4 protein-coding genes and 1 pseudogene are annotated in these 5,093 nt (G+C 70.2%); 3 read left to right on the top strand and 2 right to left on the bottom strand.

Features of this window, described 5'->3' with window-relative positions:
* On the top strand, positions 1-559 hold a 559-nt coding region (locus tag VFB40_RS05700), incomplete at its 5' end, for a pentapeptide repeat-containing protein (protein WP_324848233.1).
* A gap of 24 nt (positions 560-583) precedes the next feature.
* Here the strand turns inward: VFB40_RS05700 and VFB40_RS05695 are convergent.
* Entirely contained in the window at positions 584-1,534 is a 951-nt protein-coding gene (locus tag VFB40_RS05695; protein ID WP_324848232.1) for a TIGR02452 family protein, read from the bottom strand.
* Positions 1,535-1,680: 146 nt separating this feature from the next.
* Between VFB40_RS05695 and VFB40_RS05690 the strand changes: the two genes are divergently transcribed.
* The gene (locus VFB40_RS05690) at positions 1,681-2,865 is read left to right on the top strand and encodes a serpin family protein (RefSeq protein WP_324848231.1); all 1,185 of its coding nucleotides are present in this window, start codon (positions 1,681-1,683) and stop codon (positions 2,863-2,865) included.
* Here VFB40_RS05690 and VFB40_RS05685 read toward each other — a convergent pair whose 3' ends face one another.
* Positions 2,866-4,425 carry an alpha-amylase family glycosyl hydrolase gene (locus VFB40_RS05685; protein ID WP_349261357.1) on the bottom strand — a complete coding sequence of 520 codons (1,560 nt, stop codon included), beginning with the start codon at positions 4,423-4,425 and terminating at the stop codon, positions 2,866-2,868.
* 290 nt (positions 4,426-4,715) lie between these two features.
* On the opposite strand from VFB40_RS05685, the pseudogene VFB40_RS05680 reads away from it, so the two are divergent.
* A pseudogene (locus VFB40_RS05680) lies at positions 4,716-5,093 on the top strand (hypothetical protein); the annotation flags it as partial.

Here is a 5,093-nt window from a genome sequence, read left to right as displayed (position 1 = left end):
AGTGCACTTCGACGGCACGGTCTTCGACGAGGTCGCCGTCGGCGGCGCCAGGTTCATGGACTGCGCTTTCGAATCCGTGCAGTTCGACGGCGGAAAGCTGCGCGGCTCGAGGTTCAGCGACGTGTGGTTCCACGACTCGCGGCTGATCGCCACCGATCTGGCGCAGACCGAGTGGACGGACTCCTCGTTCGTCGCGGTGAGCGTCGCCGGGGTGCAGTCCTACGAGGCGCAGCTGCGGCGGGTCGTGTTCGAGCGGTGCAAGTTCGACTCGCTGAACCTGCGCGCCGCGAAGCTCTTCGACGTGACCTTCGACAACTGCATGCTGCGCGACGTCGACTTCGGCGGGGCCTCGCTCACCCGGGTGTCGTTTCCGAACTCCCGGCTGGTGGACACGGACTTCACCAAGGTGACCTGCGAGCACCTGGACCTGCGCGGAGCGCAGCTGGGCATCACGGCCGGCTACGACGCGCTGCGCGGGGCGATCATCGACAGCGGACAGCTGGTCGACCTCGCCCCCGCCCTCGCGCAGGCGCTCGGCATCACGGTCGCGGACTTCTGAGCCTCGACCGGATCCGGCAGCAGCTCAAGACTCGACGCCGAACGCGTCGCGAAAGGCGCCCAGGTTCCGCTGTTGCGCCGAACGGTCGAGCACGGCGAAAGTGACGTGCTCGAAGACATCGCGGTACGCGCCGTCGCCGGTCAGGTGCGCACGGAACGCCGCGGCAACGTGCCGTGGATCGTTGCGGAAGACGCCGCATCCCCAGGCGCCGAGCACGAGCCGCCGTGCGCCGTGTCGCGCGGCCGCCTCGAGGACGGCTCCGGAACGTTCGGTGAGCGACGCCGGGATTCGGCCGACCAGTTCGGGCCGGTAGCGCTCGATGACTCCCGCGTTGGGCGCGGCGCAGGTGATCACGTCCATGGTGATCATCGGAGCGGTCGGCCGGTTGTGGTTGTCGCGGATGACGGGAACGGCCGGCGAGTAGATGAGCCGATGACTGTAGAACGGGTCCCGTGCCCGCTGGTGGGCCGCGTAGTAGTCGGGAGCCGCGAGCAGGCACCAGTAGAGCAGGGTCTTGCGACAGAGGTCTTCCTCCTGCGCCTTCGCTCCGGTCAGATATCCGCCGCCGGGATGCCGTGCGGACGCGAAGTTGAGCACCGCGACGGTGCCGCCGGGCCCGGACAGCGAGGTCACGTCCGAGTCCGGAGTCGAAGCCGAAGCTGAAGGGGCCGCCGTGGCGAAGTCGTGTCCTGAGGCCGAATTTCCAGCCCACGCCACCAGGCGCCGCGCGGCCGTGACCGTGTCCTCTCCGGTGACCTCAATCGTCGTTTTCACCTCCCCGCTATCGGCCCACTCAACGGTGCCGCCCTTCTCCTGCGGGCCTGTTAATTCGGGGGCCTCGTAGTACCTCGTCCCGGCCACCGCCGCCGCCAGCACCGACGCGACCTCGACCTCCTCGCCGCCGGCCGTCCGATACCGGCCGGCGTCCACGATCGCCTGGTTCTCCACGGCGACCTGCCTGAGCTGCGCGCTCATCACACCTGCCATTCCACTTAACGTCAGTATGACGATAATCCCTGCCGCGGACCGGCCGCCACCCGATTTCCCCGCCCGCGCACCGGCACGCGTACCTACGATGTGAGGGAACGGCCCTTGGTCCGCCCGACGGGATGGATGGCGAAGTGGTTGACGAGGCGATCCGCGCGGCGGTGTCCGCGACCAACCGGCTGACCGCGCGGTGGGCGGAGACCTGCGACGGCGGCGGCACGGTCCTGTCCGGACTGGGGGTCTGGCCGCTGCTGGCCGCGATCGCCGACCCGGCGAGCGGCGCCGCGCGCGCGGAACTGGCCCGGGCGACCGGCCTACCCGCCGACGAAGGGCTCGACGCCACCAGGCGTCTGCTGGCCGCCGTCGACGAGAACTGCGCAGTGCACACCGCGCTCGGCTTGTGGACTGCGGCCTCGCTGCCCGTCAACCCGGATTGGGTCGCGCGCCTGCCCGGCGTCGCGCACGGCGTGCTCGATCAGATCCCGACGCGTGCGCAGGCTGCGCTGGACGCCTGGGTCGAGAAGGAAACCGACGGGCTGCTGCGGCGGATGCCGATCCAAGTCGACGCTGCGACCTTGCTGGTCCTTGCCGGCGCGCTGACGGTGCGGACGCAATGGGAGCAGCGATTCGAGTCCATGCCGTGGAAAGTCGCGGGTCCTTGGGCCGGACGCGAGATAACAGGGCTCTCCCGCGCCACGTCCGTCGAGGAGCTGAGCATCGCAGCATCCGATGACGGGCCGATCACGCTCGCGACCGTGCGCGGCCGCGACGAGATCAACGTCGTGCTCGCACTCGGCGCTCGAGATGCACATCCCGGCACCGTGCTGTCGACGGCGGTGCGCGCGTGCGACTCAGCCGCCGAGGCGACGACCGAACCCGTCGACCTCGAACGGGCGCAGCCGGGCCCCGGTCTGACGGTGCGCGAGATCCGCTCGGCCGGTGCGCAGCCAAAGGCGCGCCTGCAAACAGTCGCGTTCACGGTCGGCGGCCAGCACAACCTGCTCGCGCGCGCCGAACTGTTCGGGCTCGGCGCTGCCGCCGATTGCTCGACCGGCCATTTCCCTGGCATCAGCAGCGAGGTTCCGCTGTGCGTCCAGGCCGCGGCCCAGGACGCGACAGCCAGCTTCTCGGCGGAGGGTTTCGTCGCGGCGGCGGTCACGGCGATGGGCATGATGGCGGCGGCCGTCATGCCGTCGCGCACCGTGAAACAGCTGACCGCCTCCTTTGACCGGCCCTTCGGTTTCGTCGCGGTGGACCGTTCGACGGGGCTGGTGCTGGTCTGCGGCTGGGTGGACGAACCGCAGCGCTACCCGCGCTAGTCACCCGATCTCGAACACTCCGTAGGAGAAGCCGTCCGCCTCGACATCCCTCCCGGCGATCCGCACGCCGTGCCCGGCCAGCGTGCGCAACTGTGGCGCCGATCCGGCGGCGGCCCCGGCGAGACCGGAGATGTCGAACCTGGCCGGCTCGCGCCGCGGGTTCGTCACGATCAGGTGGTTGCCGCCGCGGGTGTACACGAACGGATATCCGGTGTGCAGGACGTCCACCGTGCCGCCCGCGCCGAGGGCCGGATGCGCGGCGCGCAGCGCAATTAGCTTCCTGACTTGGCCGAGCAGTGAGTTCTCGTCCTCGCGCTGTGCGGCGACCGTCGGCCGGTCCTCGTCCGGATCGATGGGCAGATACAGCCGCTCCGGCGGCGCGGTGGAGAACCCGGCGTTGGGCGTCTCGTCCCACTGCATCGGCGTACGCGAGCCCTGACGTGCTTGGTCGTCGAGCTGGCTGCCTTCCTTGTCCGGCACCCCCGGCACGTAGCGCATGCCGATCTCGTCGCCGAAGTAGATGACCGGGAGCGTGGGCCAGGTCAGCATGAAGGCGAAGGCCGGTGCGGTCATCTCGCGGCTGCGGGTTCCGCAGGCCAGGCGCGAGAAGTCGTGGTTGGCGCTCGGCAGCGCGATGTGCCCGGAGCCGCTGATCGCCGCGTCCGCCTCGCGCCACGCGGCCAGGAACTCCTTCATCGAGCCCTCGCCCTCGGGGGCGAAGTAGCACGGGTCGGTGCCCCACTGTGCCGCGTGGCTGCCCTGCCCGTTGTCCCACAGCGAGCGCAGCGCCCGGCCGACGAAGTGCAGGAAGAAGTCGACGTGGATTCCGGCCGGAACCGAGGTCTTCGGGTCGCCCCACTCGGAAAGCAGTGCCCGATCCGGGTACTCGCGGTCGATCCACGTGCGCATCTCGCCCCACAGCGCGGCGGTGGCCGAGCGGTCCGGATCGTCCTTGACCAGCGAGTACGCCATGTCGACGCGGAATCCTGAGACGCCGCGGTCGAACCAGTACGCCATGATCTCGCGCAGCGCCGCGCGGTTGGCCCGCGGCCCCGGCGCGTCGACCGGCTGGCGCCAGGGCTCGGCCGGGTCCAGGCGTGCGTAGCCGTAGTTGAGCGCGGGCTGGATCGGATAGAAGTTGGCGAGGTAGTAGCCCGGCCTGCGGCCCGGCGAGGGGATCCAGTTGCGCACCGGGGCGTGCACCGAGTCCGACCAGATGAACCGGTCGTCGGACGGATCGTCGGCGGACTGCTTGAACCAGGGGTGCAGGTGCGAGGTGTGGCCGGCGACCAGGTCGAGCATGATCCGGATGCCGCGGGATCGAGCGGCGTCGATGAGCCGTTCGAAGTCCTCATTGCTGCCGTAGCGCGGCGCGATGGTCAGATAATCGGCGACGTCGTAACCCGCGTCGCCGAACTCGGAGACGAAGCAGGGGTTGAGCCACACCGTGTTGACGCCCAGCCAGCTGAGATAGTCGAGGCGGTCGGCGATCCCGGCCAGGTCGCCGATTCCGTCGCCGTCGGAGTCGGCGAAGCTTTGCGGGTAGATCTGGTAGATCACCGCGTCGGCGAGCCATCCGGGCAGCTTGCGGGCCGGATGCGGGGCCGGGTACGCGACGGCCGGGCCGGCGCCGGATCCGGCCTGCGCGCCGTCGAAGTCCCCGTGTCGAGAGTCGTTGTCGTGGATTCCGCGGTCCGTCGTGTCATTCCCCAGGGTGTCGTTGTCCACTTACTCATTATCGACCGGGCTCGGTCGGGCGGGGCGGAATCGGCGCACACCCGCCGCAGGCGGTCGGGTGCACACGGCGAGAGGGGCTGCGCGCCGCGGCGCGGGCCACTACGGTGTGCGCCATGACTCTGCCGGTCGCACGCTGCGTTAGACAGCTGCGCCGTACCGAGGTGCCGCGTTCCGCCTCGGCAATCCTCGGCGCGATGGGTGCGCTGGTCGCGCTGGCAGCGTGTTCATTCGGTGGAACGCAGCACGTGGCGGCCACCAAGTCGGCTGCGGCCGCCTCGCCGAGCGCGCCGGCGACGTATGACCCGCTGTCCGGGCCGATCGAGCCCGCCTCCGCGTTGCCGAAGACGTGCTCCTCGATCCTCAGCGATCAGGATTTGACGAGCGCGTTCGGCTCTCCGCAGGTCGGCGACACCTCGTACGGGAGTTACGCGCCGCTGCCGACCATCGGCCGGACCGGCCGCGTGACGTGCGGCTTCGGCATCTCGGTGGAC

The sequence above is a fragment of the Actinocrinis sp. genome (genome assembly GCF_035650855.1).
Classification (GTDB): domain Bacteria; phylum Actinomycetota; class Actinomycetes; order Streptomycetales; family Catenulisporaceae; genus Actinocrinis.
Note: the sequence above shows the minus strand (reverse complement) of the source record. Positions and strands in the feature narration are given on the sequence as shown.

What these genes read in the sequence shown, in the direction of transcription:
- VFB40_RS05695 (WP_324848232.1), bottom strand. Translation starts at nt 1,534, where the DNA reads ATGAGCGCGCAGCTCAGGCAGGTCGCCGTGGAGAACCAGGCGATCGTG.